The organism is Halomonas sp. SIMBA_159, assembly GCF_046536035.1.
In the GTDB taxonomy this organism is placed as follows: domain Bacteria; phylum Pseudomonadota; class Gammaproteobacteria; order Pseudomonadales; family Halomonadaceae; genus Vreelandella; species Vreelandella venusta_A.
Map to the genome: position 1 here is coordinate 1 of NZ_JAWJBT010001032.1, position 255 is coordinate 255.

Genomic DNA, 255 nt, shown 5'->3' on the forward strand with positions numbered 1-255 from the left:
CCATCGGCGAAGTCTCGAACGTCGCGCCCTTGATCTTGCGCTTGGCGGCCCGAGACTCCCCCCGCTCGAACCGCTGCTGCTCCTCGGGCGTCCGGCCTTCCCGTTGCTCCGCCGCGATGTCCTGCACGTTGCGAATGCGCTGCTCGCCGGCGGACTTCGCTCGCGGCCTCGCCTCCTGCTGGGGTGCTGGCTGCGTTTCAGCCTCGGCGGCTTCCTGCTGCGGAGCCTCCGCCGGAGCCGCCTCCCGCTGCTCCT

At 71.8% G+C, this 255-nt stretch carries 1 pseudogene; it reads right to left on the reverse strand.

Features of this window, described 5'->3' with window-relative positions:
* A pseudogene (locus R0J87_RS22405) lies at positions 1 to 255 on the reverse strand (hypothetical protein); the annotation flags it as partial.